The 17,047-nt window shown below is 55.8% G+C and carries 17 protein-coding genes and 2 pseudogenes; 11 read left to right on the forward strand and 8 right to left on the reverse strand.

The window, feature by feature from the left end; genetic code table 11:
• Positions 1-294 precede the first annotated feature (294 nt).
• Positions 295-804, reverse strand: coding sequence for an NUDIX hydrolase (locus N2600_RS04180; RefSeq protein WP_260298108.1), 510 nt, complete (start codon positions 802-804; stop codon positions 295-297).
• Positions 805-904: 100 nt separating this feature from the next.
• Between N2600_RS04180 and N2600_RS04185 the strand changes: the two genes are divergently transcribed.
• From N2600_RS04185 to N2600_RS04195, 3 genes and pseudogenes are all read left to right on the forward strand, one after another.
• Positions 905-1,489, forward strand: coding sequence for a nucleotidyltransferase family protein (locus N2600_RS04185; RefSeq protein ID WP_017965489.1), 585 nt, complete (start codon positions 905-907; stop codon positions 1,487-1,489).
• 511 nt (positions 1,490-2,000) lie between these two features.
• Entirely contained in the window at positions 2,001-2,291 is a 291-nt protein-coding gene (locus N2600_RS04190) for a hypothetical protein (RefSeq protein ID WP_260298110.1), read from the forward strand.
• A 141-nt stretch (positions 2,292-2,432) separates the two neighbouring features.
• A pseudogene (locus tag N2600_RS04195) lies at positions 2,433-3,043 on the forward strand (2'-5' RNA ligase family protein).
• A gap of 529 nt (positions 3,044-3,572) precedes the next feature.
• Here the strand turns inward: N2600_RS04195 and N2600_RS04200 are convergent.
• Positions 3,573-3,824 carry a hypothetical protein gene (locus N2600_RS04200; protein ID WP_260298111.1) on the reverse strand — a complete coding sequence of 84 codons (252 nt, stop codon included), beginning with the start codon at positions 3,822-3,824 and terminating at the stop codon, positions 3,573-3,575.
• A gap of 244 nt (positions 3,825-4,068) precedes the next feature.
• Here N2600_RS04200 and N2600_RS04205 point away from each other — a divergent pair, with 244 nt between their 5' ends.
• Both N2600_RS04205 and N2600_RS04210 read left to right on the forward strand, forming a co-directional pair.
• A complete protein-coding gene (locus N2600_RS04205; RefSeq protein WP_260298112.1) occupies positions 4,069-5,220 on the forward strand; it encodes a hypothetical protein in 1,152 nt (383 codons plus the stop codon).
• A gap of 754 nt (positions 5,221-5,974) precedes the next feature.
• The gene (locus N2600_RS04210) at positions 5,975-6,847 is read left to right on the forward strand and encodes an aminoglycoside phosphotransferase family protein (RefSeq protein WP_260298113.1); all 873 of its coding nucleotides are present in this window, start codon (positions 5,975-5,977) and stop codon (positions 6,845-6,847) included.
• Positions 6,848-7,014: 167 nt separating this feature from the next.
• Here the strand turns inward: N2600_RS04210 and N2600_RS04215 are convergent, their stop codons facing one another.
• Positions 7,015-7,554: an AAA family ATPase gene (locus tag N2600_RS04215; RefSeq protein WP_260298114.1), complete on the reverse strand. Its 540-nt coding sequence runs from the start codon at positions 7,552-7,554 to the stop codon at positions 7,015-7,017.
• 112 nt (positions 7,555-7,666) lie between these two features.
• Here N2600_RS04215 and N2600_RS04220 point away from each other — a divergent pair, with 112 nt between their 5' ends.
• A complete protein-coding gene (locus N2600_RS04220) occupies positions 7,667-8,383 on the forward strand; it encodes a phosphotransferase (protein ID WP_260298115.1) in 717 nt (238 codons plus the stop codon).
• Positions 8,370-8,921: a GrpB family protein gene (locus N2600_RS04225; protein WP_260298116.1), complete on the forward strand. Its 552-nt coding sequence runs from the start codon at positions 8,370-8,372 to the stop codon at positions 8,919-8,921. The genes N2600_RS04220 and N2600_RS04225 overlap by 14 nt, the downstream gene beginning before the upstream one ends.
• 18 nt (positions 8,922-8,939) lie before the next feature.
• Here the strand turns inward: N2600_RS04225 and N2600_RS04230 are convergent, their stop codons facing one another.
• Positions 8,940-9,818 carry an acyl-CoA thioester hydrolase/BAAT C-terminal domain-containing protein gene (locus N2600_RS04230; protein ID WP_445944936.1) on the reverse strand — a complete coding sequence of 293 codons (879 nt, stop codon included), beginning with the start codon at positions 9,816-9,818 and terminating at the stop codon, positions 8,940-8,942.
• 215 nt (positions 9,819-10,033) lie between these two features.
• Between N2600_RS04230 and N2600_RS04235 the strand changes: the two genes are divergently transcribed.
• The 4 genes from N2600_RS04235 (at position 10,034) to N2600_RS34425 (ending at position 13,507) form a co-directional block, all read left to right on the forward strand.
• Positions 10,034-10,870, forward strand: coding sequence for a carbon-nitrogen hydrolase family protein (locus N2600_RS04235; protein WP_260298117.1), 837 nt, complete (start codon positions 10,034-10,036; stop codon positions 10,868-10,870).
• A 141-nt stretch (positions 10,871-11,011) separates the two neighbouring features.
• Complete coding sequence (locus tag N2600_RS04240; RefSeq protein ID WP_260298118.1) at positions 11,012-11,551, forward strand: AAA family ATPase; 540 nt, start codon at positions 11,012-11,014, stop codon at positions 11,549-11,551.
• Positions 11,548-12,552 (forward strand): serine hydrolase domain-containing protein, encoded by a 1,005-nt coding sequence (locus N2600_RS04245; RefSeq protein WP_260298119.1) that lies wholly within the window; start codon positions 11,548-11,550, stop codon positions 12,550-12,552. The genes N2600_RS04240 and N2600_RS04245 overlap by 4 nt, the downstream gene beginning before the upstream one ends.
• On the forward strand, positions 12,542-13,507 hold the full coding sequence (locus N2600_RS34425; protein ID WP_311319297.1) for a GNAT family N-acetyltransferase: 966 nt from the start codon (positions 12,542-12,544) through the stop codon (positions 13,505-13,507). The genes N2600_RS04245 and N2600_RS34425 overlap by 11 nt, the downstream gene beginning before the upstream one ends.
• 43 nt (positions 13,508-13,550) lie before the next feature.
• Here N2600_RS34425 and N2600_RS04260 read toward each other — a convergent pair whose 3' ends face one another.
• The 4 genes and pseudogenes from N2600_RS04260 to N2600_RS04275 form a co-directional block, all read right to left on the reverse strand.
• Complete coding sequence (locus N2600_RS04260; protein WP_260298120.1) at positions 13,551-14,177, reverse strand: NUDIX hydrolase; 627 nt, start codon at positions 14,175-14,177, stop codon at positions 13,551-13,553.
• Positions 14,178-14,291: 114 nt separating this feature from the next.
• Positions 14,292-15,236 (reverse strand): hypothetical protein, encoded by a 945-nt coding sequence (locus tag N2600_RS04265; RefSeq protein WP_260298122.1) that lies wholly within the window; start codon positions 15,234-15,236, stop codon positions 14,292-14,294.
• A 142-nt stretch (positions 15,237-15,378) separates the two neighbouring features.
• Positions 15,379-16,345, reverse strand: a pseudogene (locus tag N2600_RS04270) (dipeptidase); the annotation flags it as partial.
• 196 nt (positions 16,346-16,541) lie between these two features.
• Positions 16,542-16,916, reverse strand: a complete 375-nt coding sequence (locus N2600_RS04275; RefSeq protein ID WP_260298124.1) for a hypothetical protein — start codon at positions 16,914-16,916, stop codon at positions 16,542-16,544.
• Positions 16,917-17,047: the final 131 nt, after the last annotated feature.

Below are 17,047 nucleotides of genomic sequence, written 5' to 3' on the forward strand. Positions count from 1 at the left end.
GCCTTCGTAGTGCATGCGGAGTAATATTTCAACCACCGCATGCGCCGCATCGCCAATGGCACGTTAAGCGACGCATCAAGCTGAACCATCTGTGGATGCAAATATTCTGGGGAACGCCAACAGAGACTCTTTGGCGCGAATCGGCTCGTTAGTGCTTCAAGAGTTCGGATCAAAGACGGCAATTCATTTTCGCTGTCGATTTCTTCGACAGGCGCACCGGCACAACTAATTGTGTCTACCTGTGTGAACGGGATAAGCCATTTACAAATAGGAAAACGGCTGTTCCAAGAGGGCTTATTCGGCTGCCGTATCGCGACGCACCAGATGATGGATGCCGTCGGGCATTGTTTCAACGAGGACACGCAGAGGCATCGGCAACAGCCCGAATTGATCGAGGACAGCCCGGGTTGGCAAAGCCCAGCGAAATTCCAGATCGGCGCTTCCATCCCTGACACGATGGACGATGTTAGTCTCATGAAAGGGCAATGGTCGCAGTAACTCTACCTGGTAGTAGAAGCCTACTTCATGAACCCTTCGTCCCGCCAATTCGAAAAAATTCTCGATGACGAAGCGCAGTGGCCCAATCGACGCCTGGCTGCCTATTTCCTCTTCCATTTCGCGTGCGAGTGTTTCCGCACCTGCCTCATGAAACTCGACGCGGCCGCCCGGCAACACCCAACAAGGGTCCCCCACGACACGATGAATGAGGATGTGTCCGTTTGAACGTATTAGTGCGCAGGCCCGCAACTGGAAGCGGGAGTCGCCTGCGTTCATCACGATCATAGTCCGCGCGGCTTCGTCCATATCTATGCGTCCTTTGGTGTCTTTGACAATGTGAAGCTGTGGCAGAATCACTCGTGTGGGCACACATTGCCACCGAAATTGTCTGAAGGAAGAAGTCGACATGGAGGACGAACAGTTTCGGCAGTTGCAAGGCATCGTTCTCAAGAGCCAGATGTTGTCAGCCCTTCTGCACAATTGGGAAAAGGTAGCCCTTCCGGACTCCTGGCTCGTTGCTGGTGCGATTGCTCAGACCGTCTGGAACCAGAGGTTCGGTTTTCCGCCAGCTCACGGCATCAACGACATTGATATCGTCTATTTTGACGCCAGCGATCTTTCCGAGGACGCCGAAGCGGAACACGCCGCTCGTGTCCAGGGGGCTTTCTCTGATCTTCCTGTTTGGATCGACGTAAAAAACGAGGCCAGGGTTCACCTCTGGTATGAGGCGAAATTCGGATATTCGCTCAAGCCGTATACATCGACCACTGATGCCATCGCTACATTCCCGACAACGGCAACGGCCGTTGGCCTTTGTCCTCGCGATGGCAACCTGGACCTTTGCGCTCCCTTTGGGCTTTCCGATCTCCTTGATGGCGTTGTCCGTCCCAACAAGAGGCAAATCAGCCGGGAGATTTACGAGCAGAAGGTCAGTCGATGGGTCAAGCTCTGGCCAAACCTTAATGTCATGGGTTGGCTTGAGGACGGATGAGGAGACGCGTTCGTATATCCTTGGGGCATAATCTAAACTACTTTCGAAATGGGCATAACGTGTTCCAAGATCAGTCTTTCAGCATTCCCGTCGCTCATATCGACTGCCACCTCTTTGGAAATTTTCAGCTGCAGGACCGGGTGGAAGACGTCAGGAAATCGACCTGGGCAGCGGTTTGCGCAAAGCGTCCAGCTGCTTTCGACGGGGCATTGTTGCGGATGGCCTCTTATCGGGTTGAAGGCGAACGGCTGAGCATTGCTGCCAGCCGAACCCGCTTTTCTGCCTACGTGGCGACACGCCATCCCGCTTTCGCTTCCGAGCATCCGCACGCGGATCGCGCTGATCCCCTTGGATTGACCGCTATCGTGCTGACGTCCGACGGTAAGGTCATTGCCACGAAGCGAAGTCTGCTGGCGGACCAAAACCCAGGCGGCCTCTATCTAATCGGGGGTACGCCGAGCCAGGTGAGAGCGACGGTCCCGTAGACCTCTTCAACGAGATTGCCCGCGAAGTGGAGGAGGAAATCGCCGTTGGTGATGTAGCTCGATCTGAAGCGGTTGCCGTCGGTCTGGCCTATGATCCGGTCTTCTGCCACCCGGAACTGTTCCTGCTGATGCCGAGCAAATCCACGGCTGCGGATATCGTGTCGGGCGCAGATGGGGCAGCTGACCGAGATGAAGCGTCTGAACTGCTATTTTACTCCGTGGACGATATTCTCGATGACAATGGTCCGCACAAGAACGCCGCTCTGACGTGGAGCTTCATCAAAGCCAGAAGGTTCCTGCAGCTGCATTTGCGCTAAGTCTTCAGGCCGATGGGGCCATAACATAGGCATCCAAGTACATTGCGGGGAGACAATGCCAAGTCTGATCCTTCGAGAACGATCTCGGTTGCGAATTGTGCCGCTGTCCACTGAGACATTCTCCACCGGGGGAATGTTGCTGTGATCACAACTAAGGTCGACCTGCTGTGGTTCAAGCGTTGCTGCGCATTTCATTTGCAGTTTTTTCCCGACCGCGAGACGCTATCAAAGCTCTGTGGCTTGCAGGACCGCATCGAGCGCGAGTGCGATGGGCCGCTGCTGCGCGTCCCAGCTACGAGCCTGCACATGACGGTCGTCACTTTGATAATGCAGTGGCGCAATTCAGTATACCAAACGACGAGGTTTGGAAGCTGAACGAAGAGCGATGGAAAGGGATCGTGGAGAGACTGGTCAAAGAAACGCCACCGATTGATCTCAGTTTTCAGGAGGTGCAGGCTTCGGAAGCGGCAATCTTCGTAAAGGCACCCGAGCCGCCAGAGCTGCAACGGCTTCGCTCAGCTATTTCGGATGCCGTCTGGTTCGAAGATTGGCGTCCAAAGCCGCCGCGAATAGCTCACATCACATTGTTCAGGTTCTCGGCCGAGGAACAGTTGCCAGCGCTCCCCGGCGATGCTGGGTTGTTGCCTATCGAAGGCAACGTGAAAGCCCTTCAATTGGTGAAAGAGAAAACTTACCCGAGCGTCGAAATTGATGTGCTTGGCCAACCGTCGTGTCTGGGCGCAAGCACATGATGCCCGATTTAGAACCCACTGATCAGCATTATCGCCCCAGCGGGTAGCGACGTTGATTGTTATTCCACGAAGGGTCCTGCTTCTCTTCGAGATGCCCGCTGCCACTTAACAAATGCGCTGCACACATACCAAGCTAGATAGGTCACTAGAATGGCTAGCTGCTGCAAGAAGATCGTGACAACGACTATAAACTGATCTAGTCCGTCATAAGAGTCGTCGCCCACATCGGCGATGTCTGGCGTGAATGTAACTCTGTCGCATACGTATACTGACAGAACGATCCAGATCACCGCGAAAAAATGCAATGTCTTCCAGCAACGTGGCCATGTGCGGCCAGCGATAAAAGCCACGAGCGGAGCTGCGAAGTTGCTCATAAGTATGATGGCGAATGCGAGTTCAGGCTTGATCATCGGAAATGGTCTTTCGACGTGCTGCGGCGCAGACGAGGCTCTGGCCTTTCGCGCTCCATAGACGTCTCTGTCCATAGAATTCTATCCAAGAGACTGAGTGGCCCAATGGCTGCCACGCGCTACCAATCATCGCATTCCATGTCAGCTATGTCGCCAGCCAGGACGTCGGCGTGCTCGGACAGAACGGCAGCCACATTGTCGAGAAGCATCGCCAATTCGGGATCGCTGTCAAAAAGCTGTTCCTGTTTAGCTTTCAACTTGCCGATATAGAACTGATGAATATGCAATGATCCGGTCATTTGGGCGAGGCTTGGCATTTGATGCTCCCATTTAGTGATCACGGGTTCGCCACCATAGCGCCTGTCGGGCATTCCCGTCGACCGCCCATCTTCATCGACATCGTCCGCCGGTAGAAAATTCCGGTATATCGTATCTGCGTCAGCACGAACTCGCTCCACTCGGCGAACCAGGAGTAGCCCTTACCTACCAAGCGACCAGGGGCGGGTTGGAGATTGCCAATGACCCGGTACTCGGGATTGCAGGGCACGTCGGTTGTCAGAAGCTGCGCCGAATGCTACCGGAAGATGTGCAGGCGTTTATGACAGGGGTGCATTCATGAATCGATTGATCGTCTTCCTTGCGGTTGGCCTTTCGACCGCCACCGCGCATGCGAGCGGGCTTCCGTTTTTCCCCAACACGAACGTCCCCGACTACACCGCGAAGCTGGTTGTGCACGACACATTAGATGGGAAGGACAACTGGCGGGTCGTGCAGCATCACAACGGCTGGACGCATGTCGAGGAGACACAAGGTGACGAGGCACATATCTGGTATGGGCACTTCTTTCAGAACGTTGTTTTGTCAACAGGCAAGAAAGATGGAGAGGAGATCAATCGCTTCAATATCAGGCAAGTCGAGCCGTCGTTTGACTACCTCGGCATCAAGCAGGTCAAGGAAACGAACGATGTGGAGACAGTGGGCGGCGAAGAGTGCCGCTGGTGGGAAATAGTTCGTAAGCCACCGGCGGAAAGGCCGATTTGGATGACCTGCTTGACCAGCGACGGAATAGAGGTCGCAACCAAGGTTCTCTTTTCCAAGGGTAAATTGATGTCCGAGGCGCGTCTGACCGAGATCAAGCGAGGTCCGGTTCCGGAGGCCGACGTGTTGCCGCCAAGACAGCTTTTTGACGCAAGCACGTGGCTCAAGCCGCTGCGTACCTACCCGGATCACCCTCCAAGTGCTGTCGACTTCGAGGCGAAATTGGTTGCGAGGCCGTCTGACAATCCGTCGATAGACAAGACCTCTGAGGTGAGGCTGTTGCGACATTATCCATGGTGGTTTCGCCAGCGTGATGGCAAGGACGGGTCGATCGGGATCGAAGTTTGGAATGAGCTTGAGAACCAGGGAATTTCCTATTCCTCATCGAAGCGGGAACGCAGAATTGTCGGTGGTCGCTCTTCGCTGGACCCGAAGCGTCCCTTCGATCAATTCAGCAGCCAAACTGGAATGGAAAATCTGGGCGAGCAGGGCCAGTTTCTTGGCGAGAATTGCACATGGTATGACCTAACGCCGAATATGGCCGATGCAAGTCAGAAGCAGTGCATCACGTCCGACGGTATTCCGTTGAAGGACGACCACTGGTCCGGCTGGAGCGCAGTGGAGAGCTTCGACACGGTGGCGTTTACGCGTCGACCCGTCGACATCGACGAAATGCAGCCGCCTCGCGAATACCTCGATCCGTCAGCGTGGGGATTTGTGCTGCAGTAGTGCGGGCAGCAGTTAGCCTTGCCAAAAGGGATGGCTGCGTTGACATGCCGAAAACTGACTGCGTGCGGCGGGTGGACACCGAATTCTGGACGGGAAGTGGATGGAAGTGGACCGTAAGGAGGCGCTATTGGAACCCCCTTACCTCTTGAGTAGAAAGCACCGAAAGGTTACCATTGATATTTGGATGCCCATCCAAACTTGCTGCCGGGTTGAAGGGCAAATGAGCATTATTTGACGACCAAGTTCATCAAGGTCGAAGCGTAATCGGCGGACTTCGACAAGAACATTGGATCGTCTTATGCTGAACGCTTCCGTTAGGTTCTCTCCATCGAATGTTTCTGCTCTGAAAAAGGCTCTGCGTAGCGGGTATCCGCATGTGCGGTCTTCGCACCTCGATGAGGCGATTGCTGCGTCCTCGGGTTTAACTCCTATGCCGCTATGCGGCCGGTTCTTCACGATGTCAGTACCTATGCGCGGCTGGTCGTGAATACGAACCACCTGCTTCTTTTGCTGCGTTTAGAGGAACTGGGATATCGGGATATCGCTCCGGAGGAGTTGCGCCGACTCATTTGGAAGATCGAGTTTCCGCAGGCCTGGCATGATGGCGAGATTGAAAAGGCTATACAGGAGCGAAGGCGGCCACCGGCTGCTAATGCTTAGCGGTTGCGTTTGTCTCCTGATTGCGGAAAGCCGCCGAGAAGCTCGTCCGCTCAATGCCGTAAAGCTCCTATGCATTTCGGGGCGTCTGCTACTCGTGATCGCAAAGAACCATGAAATGCGGGGAAAGCAGAGCAGCGTTCATTTCGCACGCATGGCGAGCCACTGGAGCTTGATGGGTGACATGGAGGAGGAGATTTGTTTGACAGGTGGCGGACGAACGACGGTGACACGGCGGGGAGGTGTGGTTTTCCGCGAAGGCGGCCCCTGGTCGTCAACGGTTATTTCACTCCTGCGGCATTTGGAATCCTCCGGCTTCACTGAAGCTCCCTCTGTTGCTGGCACCGGTTTCGATGAGCGCGGCCGGGAGACATTATCGTTTATCGAAGGTGAGTTTGTTCACCCGGCCCCTTGGTCAGACGAGTCTTTTCCGCAACTTGGAATGATGTTGCGGCGACTGCACGATGCCACCGCTTCGTTCAAACCTCCCGAAAACTCGCTGTGGCGCGATTGGTTCGGGCGTAACCTCGGTGACGGTCCACACGTAATCGGACACTGCGATACCGGCCCCTGGAATATTGTTTGCCGCTCAGGATTGCCTGTCGGGTTGATAGATTGGGAGGTGGCTGGGCCTGTCAGGGCGGATATCGAATTGGCCCAGGCTTGTTGGCTGAATGCCCAGCTCTACGATGACGACATTGCGGAGAGGGTCGGACTAGGCTCTGTGGGCAAGAGAGCGCGTCAAGTTCGCCTGCTGCTAGATGGCTATGGTCTGTCTCGGAAGCAACGCGGCGGCTTCGTCGACAAGCTAATCACGTTCGCAGTTCACGATGCGGCCGAGCAGGCGAAAGAGGCGGCTGTGACGCCAGAGTCGAACGATGCGGAACCGCTATGGGCAATCACCTGGCGCACCAGAAGTGCCTCCTGGATGCTCAATCATCGGCAAACCCTGGCAGCAGCGTTGGCATAGTAGGCAGCGACCGCGCCATAAGTCGTGGGACGAAGCTGCGGACTGGGGTTGCGATGTTAGTCAACTTGAACGGGGTACTGGGCGGGAAGTCAAACTCGGCGACGTCATCAATGACGCGGGCCCCATCTGATGTCCGGTCAGGTCCCAATTGCGATATTCGCAATCTCTTACGGTCGGGCGGGTAAATCCCAAACCTCATAGAGATTGTTGAGGGCCGCCGCCGTATGGCATTCCACAGTCGGTAGACCGGATTCATGAAGAGCCTTCGAATACTTGACGTCACTGTTGCGGCTCTTAACCAGAATCCAATGGATCATCTCCCATTTGATGCTGTCCTTGGCACCTTCCAGATGTCCTGCACGTCCCGAACGGTTGATAAGAGTGCGCTTGAGGTAGCGGGAAAAGCGTAGCCAGCGATTTGAAGTTATAAGAATAGCACCAGTGGCTCGGGCTAAACGTTGCGGCATCAGGCGCGAGTAGTTCCCTTCCATAATCCACCGGTCGCCAAGGATTGCCGCATCATGAAGAGCGGCGAACTCCGCCTCTGTGCGTGCCCGCCAGTCTGTCTGGGGAAGATGTTGAAGTTGATCGAGATGCACGGCCGGAAGGCCGAGTTTTTTGGAAATGGCGACCGCCAACGTAGACTTGCCCGCATTAGAAGGGCCGAGAACAACAATGCGCTCGCCAAGAGAGTGCAAAGGCAACATAGGATACCTATCGGGTGACTGAATTATCTACCCCTGGTAGAAATATGCCAGGTTGTCAATACTGATGTGCTCGCTCCCAACGGAGCGATGCTGCGGAGGGTGAGCAGGACCGATGGAAGCCGAATTTCCCCTGAGTGGTGGCCGAGTGAGCAAAGGTGTCGTGCGTGCGGGTGATACTGTTCGACGTCCGCCGACCTTCAACTCGCCGTTCGTCCACAAACTTCTTCAGCACCTTGCTGCGTTGAACTTTGACGCTGCCCCGCGCTCATACGGTTGTGACGAATTCGGGCGCGACGTTTTCTCGTACATTGGAGGTGAGGTACCAGCGGACCTTTCCTGGCATAGCGAAGATGTCCTGATCGACGCAGCCCGGTTGATACGCCGATATCACGATATGACGGAGGGACTTGTTGCGTCAGCCGCTGCCCAGGGCCTTGGCCTCGAAGTAGTATGTCACAACGACCTGTCGCCTTGTAATTTCGTGTTTCGTTCAGGACGCCCGCTGGCAATCATCGACTTCGACAGCGCATCACCTGGACCTCGGCTGCACGATCTTGGCTATGCAGCATGGACGTGGCTTAATCTCGGTGACGACGATATCGAAGCTGATTTACAGCTGCGCCGGTTGACCACGTTCTGCAATGCCTATGACCCCGACGTGGATTTGGCGCGAATTGTCGATTTCATCTTGCAACGCCAACGAATTCTCGTTGCGCAAGGGTCGCGCATCGGCGATGCGGCAATGGAACGCTGGGCGACGGATTGCCTCGTATGGACCACTAAACATCTCCACGACACCATGGTTGGAGCATCCAGTGACATCGAATGAGCTGATCGAGATATGTGACTGGTCCGCCGAATGGGCCGAAAAATTCCGAGTGAAGGCGGCAACGATCCGGGAGGCACTCGGCACTCGCGCGAAGCGCATAGATCATATCGGATCGACTGCCATTTGGGGCCTGGCTGCCAAGCCGATCGTCGACATTCAGGTGTCAGTTGATGACTTCGATCCTATGGATGGTCTGATCGAACCTCTGGAATCCATCGGCTATGTCTGGCGATCTTCTAACGCGGAGCTGACAAAGCGATATTTTCGGGAAGCTCCAGGCCAGGAACGCACCCACGTTCACGTTCGGCGTCTAGGAAGTTGGCACGAGCAATGGCCATTGCTGTTCCGAGATTACATGCGCCAGCATGTGGACGAGCACGAACCTTACGCTGCCTTGAAGCGAAGCCTAGCCGAGCGCTTTCGAAACGATAGAGCTGCTTACACATCAGGCAAGGACGATCACCTTTGGCATATCATTCGTCGTGCGGATCGTTGGGCGGCAGCAATCGGTTGGACACCTTGCAATTCCGACATGTAGTTGCGGGCGTACTGGTATTCAGGACCGCAGCACCTTTGTAATCACCGCCCACGCTGCCTTGCCGAGCCTTGCATCGGCCTCGTCATTTCCTCCATGGGCGTGAAGCGCCGACTTAGGCGTCGTCTCGCCCGGCAACAGAACCCGATGTCCCGCCCCAGGGTCATAGATCAGGTCTGCTTGCATGCCGAACATCTGCCGTCGTTGAATAATCGACTGCGCGAAAACGTCTGACGGCCAGAGAGCGTCGCGTCCACCCGCGATTACAACGAGGCGAGCGGCGGTCAATTCAACGGGAATGGTCGCTGCCGGGACATCGTCGGGAAACTGTTCGAGACATCGCTCGAACAACCCTCGATACGAAATCAGCCCATCCTGATATTTGGGTTGCCAAGAAGGATCAGCAGGCACGAATGGTAGGGGCGTGCCGTTCCAGGTCCACGATGAGCGCTCCGGCCAGGCGACACCATCGTGGCCGGGGCCGATATTACCCCAGATGACTGAGGTCGGGCTAATTGCGAAGACAGCTTCGACGCGTTTGTCGTGGACGGCCGTGAGCAGGGCCGCTTCCGCGCCTTTCGATGTTCCGATTATTGCAATTCTTTTGCAGCGATGTCGTCGGAGGCCGTCAACCGCAAGGGTGAACGTTTCCAGCGGGACTTCGCAAATCCCTGGAGGCTGGCCTTCACCACCGAACCAGCGCAATGCCAGCGACGTGACGCCAAGATTGGCAAAAAGCAGAGCACGTCCGACTTCTACGCGACCGCTTGATCCGGAAAGCACAAGAATGCCCCATTCGTTTGGCCGATCAGGGATGACTAGTGTTCCTTGCACCTCTCCTGCAAGGTCGACCTGCGAATGGTTTGCCAATTCAATATCCTGACCTGCATCCTCGATCACTCAACAGATATGACCGGATTGTAGCTGTGAAGTTAGCAGCTAAAAGGTGCAAAGCAACCGGATGCGCACAGGTTGAACGCGGGCCGTCGTTTCGTGGCCCGTAATGGCCAACAGACGCCGGTCGTATTGCTGCGAACCGACGGGCACCTACAATTGAGGGTGTCGCAGCCGCCTAATTCCGTGAAGAATATGAGTCGGCAACGAGGGGAGCCGAAATGAAAATTGCTGCAGCACAAACTGTTGTTGCGCCAAATATTGCGGACAATGGACAGGCAATTCGTACGCTGGTTTCAAGCGCGGCGGGCGAGGGGGTGCGGCTTATCAACTTCTGCGAAGGCGCTCTGTCCGGATATGGAAAGTTTCAGATCGTGAGGCAGGAAGATTGGAAAACGTTCGACTGGGCATCGCAGGAAACCGAGCTTCGGGCCATAGCTGAACTTTGCGCCCGCCATCGCATCTTTGTTGTTGTCGGTGGAGCCCATCGACTGTCTGATGGCCACCCGCCTCATAACTGCCTTTATGTCTTCTCCGATACCGGGGCTCTGCTCACGAGGTACGATAAGAGGTTTCTGTCAAACTCGGAACTTGAGGGTTGGTACACACCCGGAACGGAACCAGTTACCTTTGACGTCGACGGATATCGGTTTGGCTGCGCGATCTGCATTGAGTCGCAGTTTCCGGAAGTTTTCAGCGAGTATGAGCGCCTTCAGGTCGATGGCGTCCTTTTTTCATCACTGGGCATTCCCGAAAACTTTCAGATCGCACTCCGGGCTCATGCGGGACTAAACTGCATCTGGATTAGCGGTGCGACCCAAGTGCAAAAAGCCCATAAGGGACCCGCCTGCATTATCGGTCCAGACGGTAATTGGGTGGCTAGGTGCCCTGCGTCTCCAGAACAGGGCTTTGCCGTAGCAGATATAAACCGGGGTGATCCGCTGTACGATATCCCGCTCCAAAAGGCGCGTCAGTGGCGGAAGAATGCCAGGTTGGGCGATATCTACCGCGAGAAGATCGTGAACGATCACCGGAGCACAAACAGAAAGGGATATTGAGGCGCAGGGGCAGCGACGACAATGAGACTCCTGCATATGGACGGCGTCTCATAGCCCCATGCTTGTTTCTTTTGATTTGAACATGACGAAAAATTCCCGTTAGGATTCTCCAAAGTTGTCACCCGGAGCGACCGAGTCGTAATGGATTTCGCTAACGCATCAACTACTTTCGAGCGGGTTCTCATCATGGGGAACGGTGGCTCGGGCAAGACGTGGCTCGCCAGCCGCCTCGGTGAACAGCTTCGCCACCCCATCACTCACCTCGACGATATCCACTGGGAGCCGGGCGGCTATGGGACTGCTCGTGACAGGACGCTTAGAGACGAGATGGTCGTAGCTGCAGCTGCTGAGGATCGCTGGATCATGGAGGGGGTCTATGGCCAGTTAGTGAACCTAGCCCTCAATCGCGTGACGGCGTTGATCTGGCTCGATCTACCCGAAGAGGCATGTATCGCTAACGTTAAGGAGAGAGGCATTGAGGGCGGTGGGACCCAGACGCAGTTTATCGGCCTTCTCAAATGGGCGGCAGAATACAGGACACGAACCAACAACTGGAATTCGTTTGACGCGCACGCGCAATTGTACGCCGCATTTACAGGCCGGAAGTGGGTGCTGTCGGATCGTGATGCCGTCACCTTGTTTGCCGATAGTCTCCTGCTGGCCATGGAAGATCGTCGATGAGTGAGGGGGTTTTTCCGGACGGTGAGTGGGAGCGTGCCGTCCCCGCACCAAGGCAATCTGATCTTTTGTCCCGCGCGGCGGAAGGGCTGGTAGCTTTCGGTTCAATTGGCACCGTCGTCATTCACAAGGGCCGCCTTGTTTTCGGCGTGGGAGCAATTGACGAGAAAGTGCTCATCCGTTCCGTGCGCAAGAGTATATTGAGTTCGCTGATCGGCATCGAGGTCGAGCGCGGTTCTATTCGGCTCGACGCGACGATGGAACAGCTTGGTATGGACGACGTGCAAGGCCTGACCACAGCCGAGCGGCAGGCGACAGTCCGCCATCTACTTCAGGCCCGGTCGGGCATCTATCATCCGGCGCTGGCGGAATCGAAGGCCATGACCGAAGCGAAACCGCCCAGAGGAAGTCAGGCACCAGGAAGTGGTTGGCATTACAACAACTGGGATTTCAACGCGCTCGGCACAATCTATGAACAGGCGACCGGCCGATCTGTATATGACGGGGTCATGATCGATATCGCGTCCCGGATTGGCATGCAGGACTTCGAACTGTCGGACGGTAGCTATATGCGAGGATCAGAGTCCAAGCATCCTGCCTATCACATGCACATGACGGCGCGGGACCTCGCGCGTTTCGGCTGGCTCTATCTTAACAACGGCAATTGGGCAGGGGTCGAGGTGGTTCCGCGCGAATGGGTGCGTGACAGCGTGGCGGCGCACTCGTTCAACGGCGAGGCTGGTTATGGCTATATGTGGTGGACGACCGGCCACAACGGCGAGGCCCAAAACCAGAGCCCCTCGAAGTACCGTGAGTTTCTTCCGCCGTTCCGGTATTTCGCTCACGGTGCATACGGTCAAATGATTGCAGTAATGCCTGAGAGGGAGATCGTAATCACCAATGTCGCGCATTCGATTGACAGGTCGCGAGAACAGACGGAGAAGCTGTGGGAGGCCGTCTCGGGCATCATGGAGGCTGTCATCAGGTTTGACGATGGTTCTTGATATTCGTCCGGCGGGAGAGGGTGATAACGCAGCCGTGGCACGGGTGTTTGTCGACGCTTGGCGATCCACCTTCATAGGTCTTCTTTCCGCCGATTTCCTGGACAACATGTCGCACGCAAAGCAGGAGCAGCGACATCATCGGGTGTTCTCTGCGCCGACGACGAGCTATTATGTCGCCACGGTCGATGGTGTCACAGTGGGCTTCGCGAGCGGCGGCCCGACAAGGCGGCCCGAATTTCCCCAGGAGAATGAACTTTACGCGATCTACATTCTTCCTGCCTTTCAACACCAAAACATTGGCTCGATCCTCTTTCGGCATGTGGTCAGCGATCTTCAGCGGTCGGGACGCAAAGGCTTAATCGCTGTGGCGCTCGGGCTAAACCCAAATCGCAGCTTCTTTGAGCGGTTAGGAGGGCTACCATCTGCAGCAGGGCCAACTACGCTGGGTTCGGCCACTCTTGATCAGATAGCCTACCTCTGGAAGGATATCGCTAGCCTCACATTGGAAGTTGTGCGCGTGTCGGCCGATGCCCATTGGGACGCCTATCATGCAATTCGTCGTCAGGTGCTGTTTGAAGATCGCGGGTTGACTGGGTACGACGAGCATCATCCCGATGATCATCGGGATGGGCATTTCCCGTTCTTGCTTCTGCAGGGAAACTTACCAGTCGGAGCCGCCCGTCTCGATCTGAAGGCCAACAGCAAAGGCGTGGTGCGCACGGTTGCGATCAAGGCGGCGTTCCAACGCAAGGGGCTTGGACGCGTTCTGATGAAACGGCTCGAAGCTTTCGCTGCGCAGCACGGTGTGATTGGTCTTGAGGTGAACGCTGCGCCGGACGCCGTCACCTTCTACGAAAAGCTTGGCTGGACGATGATCAATGGATCGAAGAACAATCCGCTCATGATTAAAGGTTTGCCTGCCCTCGATCTCCCCGACGACCTGGGCCGATCATGAGAGCCGAATGAAGATCGTGGACGCCAGTCCGTCGCGACTACCGCTAGTCAAAAGTGGCGAACTGCTGATCGCCGTTGCTGAATGCGAACCCAGCATGGATGTCGCCCTCTATCACGCGTCCGCGCGACAAGTCTGGGAGCTTATCAGGCGGAAAGAAACCAACTTCACTTGTTTCCAGGCCCGCCTGCGGAGCCATCTCGTCCTGGCGCTCACAAAGAAAAAACAGTTTGTAAAAATCCCTTGCATCTGGATCGTACGGTTGCTTTGCCTTGTGTCGGACACTGTAAAGGCGGGTAGCGGATACCCTGAGACCTGCTTCTTCGTGAATTTCCCTGATTACGTTTTCGGAGGCTGATCGTCCTATGTCGGCAAAACCTCCGGGCAACGTCCAGCGTCCGTCGCACCTTTCTCGCACCAGCAATATCTTGCCATCTTCGATCAAAGCTCCACGGACATCGACCTTCGGCGTTGCGTAGCCCTTGGCGAACTCCGACACGAGGCCTTTGATGCGGATAATGGGCACATTGGAGAGGTCCGCCAGCATTCCTTGCGCGATATCAGCGACTTCTTGGTATCGCTCGCGGTCAAACTCATCCTTGCAAAAATGAAGCCCGGTCGAGGCGATAGCCTGCAAGCGCTTCGCATGAGATAGCCATTGATTTTCCATCATCGATCCTCCGCCAGCGGACGATTTCTACGAGAGCCTCTCCGCAAAATTAAGGCGGGGAATGGGGTTCTCATGTTGGGGGAGATGGACCTCCAGGTGATTGTCGCAGATCGAATTTCAATCGTCATCCAGCAAGCCGTTGAGTCTAATCCGATCCAGTTCACCGGCAGCGAACAGGCCGGTATCAAATAGCGACATGAACTCCTCTGAGACGCCTTGCCCGAATACCAGCACGTCGTCGGTGTTGATCGTTACGACAACGCCCGCATCGTAGAGTCGTCGGATCGGATGGGAGGCAAGACTTTTGACCCGTCCCAACATTGCATTTGAGGTCGGACAAATATTCAGACGGATACGGTGATCCGCTAGAAAGCCCATCACCGCCGAAGATTCGACGGCGGCGATTCCATGCTGCACTTCGTCCAGCTCAAGCTCTTCGACTGCTCGCCATACGTCATCAGCAGTTCCCCATTCGCCAACATGGGCTTTCAGCCTTAGGTCGCGTTCACCGGCCCTCCGGTAGATCGGCTTAAAGACGCTTATAGACTGCGCAAACTCATCGCCCGAATGGTCAAGCGTTCGATAGGTGCCGAGATCAAGAAAGGGCGCGATCCAGCGCTCCAAAGCCGAGACCGGGCAATGTCGTGACATGCCTAGCTGGGGGACCCATTCAATCTCTGGTGCCACGGTTTCGTGGATATGCCGGAGGGCATAGGTCAATCGGTCGGCGGAGCCATCGAAGAGTGTGATCGCCCAAACGTCTTCTCCGACCTCCAGGCGGATCACGCCATCTTCCCTTGCCTGGATAAAGGCCGCTTCGAACGCAAGGAGACGTCCTTTCCAGCCTTCGAATATTGCACCGACATTCCGACCTACCCAATCGTGCATTTCCGCCATCGAGTTGAGCCTGTCCTGAAGCGGCTCAACGTTGCGGCCGGTTCGGGCTTCCACGAATTGGCGATTACCGCCGAGCAAGGCATGATTATGCAGGTCGCACTTCGGGCAGGCGCGAATAGCGCCGAGATTTCCGGTAGTCAGTCCGGTCTCGAAGGCAGACGGCATTTCTTAACCTCGTTGATCCAATGACGACGAGAAACCTCATGGCGTCTTTATCTCAGGATTATCTGTCCTTCCACGTCAGGCCAAATACGCGAAGCCAGTTGTCGAGGGCGAACTTTCGGAGGTCCGTCTCGTCAAATCCCGCCTTGCGCATAGCTTTGATCAGGCGTGGCAAACCGCTCGCATCCTTGATCTCGCGCGGCCGCGCCGTCAAAATCCGATCCCAGGGCAACCCGGTCGATCCCCACGCGCCGGACCAAATATTCAATATGACGAACAACGACCTCAAGCGGCGTATCGGGATCGAGATTGGCGTCCGGACGAACATCGTTGACTGCCAAGTTCAGCCCGATGACGCCATCAGTGTCCTTAATGGCATCCAATTGCCGGTCGGTCAGATTTCGGGTCGACGGACAAATCGCGTGAGCGCAAGCATGCGTGGCAACGAGCGGAGCAGTGCTTAGTGCCGCGACGTCCCAGAACCCGCGCTCGTTCAGATGCGAGACGTCGATCATGATCCCGAGATCGTTGCACTTCTTGACGAGCCTCTTGCCTGCATCTGTCAGTCCGGGGCCGGTGTCAGGTGACCTGGGATACGCAAACGGTACGCCGTAGCCGAAAATATTGGGGCGGCTCCAGACTAAGCCTAAGGATCGAAGACCGTGATCGTACAGGGTGTCGAGGTAGCTCAGATCGAGGTCGATAGCTTCGGCTCCCTCCATGTGGAGCACGACTGCAAAGGCCGACGCGTTCAGGGCTGCCCTGATGTCCTTCACGGAAGTCGCCAGGCGCATCTGGCCATTTGAGCGGCTGACCAAGGCTCTTATTGCAGAAACCTGGCCCTCAACCTGTCGACGTGCATTGTCCGGGTCCAAGGCCTCGGCGTAACGGACCTCATATCCATTGTGGGTGATGGTGAGATCGTTCTCCGGTTCACGCTCCGGATAGGCCAAGATTGCGAACAGCCCACCGGCCATGCGCCCTTCTCGTGCCCGAGGCAGATCAAGATGACCATCCGCCGAACGAACCAGGAAGTCTCGGCCATCAGCGCTATAGTCGACCATGGATACGATCGCGTCGTTATGTCCATCGAATATGTAGAGGCTGTCCATTCGGCTTGGTCTCTTGGGTGATTTCAGAGTTGGTTTTCGCGATTATTTCGACGGTATCCTGGTGTGCGCACCAGAAATAATCAACCCTTGGTACAGAGATTTGCGCGACGAGGTCCACCAGAAATAGCCAATGGACCTTACCCCATCACCAGAACGCCAATTTGGAAAGGCTTGGTGACCAGGTGATAGCGACAGGCTACTTCGAACCTTGCGTCGAAGTTTTGAGCTTGATCGCCATGTCGATCTGGCCGCGCACAGAAATCGAAGCGTCACGGTTATTGCCGCGCTGTATATCGACGTTGTTCGTCATTCCGGTGATTTTGCAATCTTCCGCGATTGTCTCCACAACAACCGAGCAGTTGGTAGACGCAATTCCATATAGCGTCTTCTGTGCTCGTTGGATTTGCTCGTCCACCTCAACGCTTTGATCAAGGGGAGCGATAGCGAGATGCTCGACTGAACGGCGACATATCCATCTGGTATCGTCCCGTGGGAGGGCGGTCTCGCCAAACGCACTGGATGTGGCGAAGCCGAGGAACGTAACCGCAACATAAATACGAGTGGCAATCATCTTGTCCTCCATGGTCCGCTGCGCATGGCGTCGATTAGCCCTCCGAACGGTGTGACCGTGCACTCGACTCGGTCGCCCGTGAATATCCAAAACCCTCGTTCGGCGGGCCGTCAGCGTGACGCTTCATATGA

Source organism: Rhizobium sp. WSM1274, assembly GCF_025200775.1.
GTDB classification, from domain to species: domain Bacteria; phylum Pseudomonadota; class Alphaproteobacteria; order Rhizobiales; family Rhizobiaceae; genus Rhizobium; species Rhizobium leguminosarum_I.